The sequence below is a fragment of the Halorubrum sp. SP3 genome (assembly GCF_005435195.1).
In the GTDB taxonomy this organism is placed as follows: Archaea; Halobacteriota; Halobacteria; order Halobacteriales; family Haloferacaceae; genus Halorubrum; species Halorubrum sodomense.
In genome coordinates, this window is sequence record NZ_SGTU01000740.1 from 1 (window position 1) to 225 (window position 225).

General features: G+C 55.6%; 1 protein-coding gene. It reads left to right on the top strand.

What is annotated here, in order from left to right:
• The coding region (locus EXE42_RS20035; protein WP_137707146.1) for a hypothetical protein at positions 1 to 225 on the top strand (225 nt) is incomplete at both ends.

The window sequence follows — 225 nt, forward strand, 5'->3', positions numbered from 1 at the left end:
GAGGAACCTGAAAAAGCCGACCGCAGTGTCGTGGAGCCAAATAATGCCGACGAACCAGAGGAGGAACGTGATGACACAGCCGATGAAACACCAGATGCCGGTCTCGTCGAGTCAGAGCATGAAACAAGGCAGACTGACGGGCTTGACCGACCACGTGTTCGGACCCCAGATGAGCAGATCCGAATGGGGACCAGCAAAGTCGACAAAGACACCGCAGACAAGTTC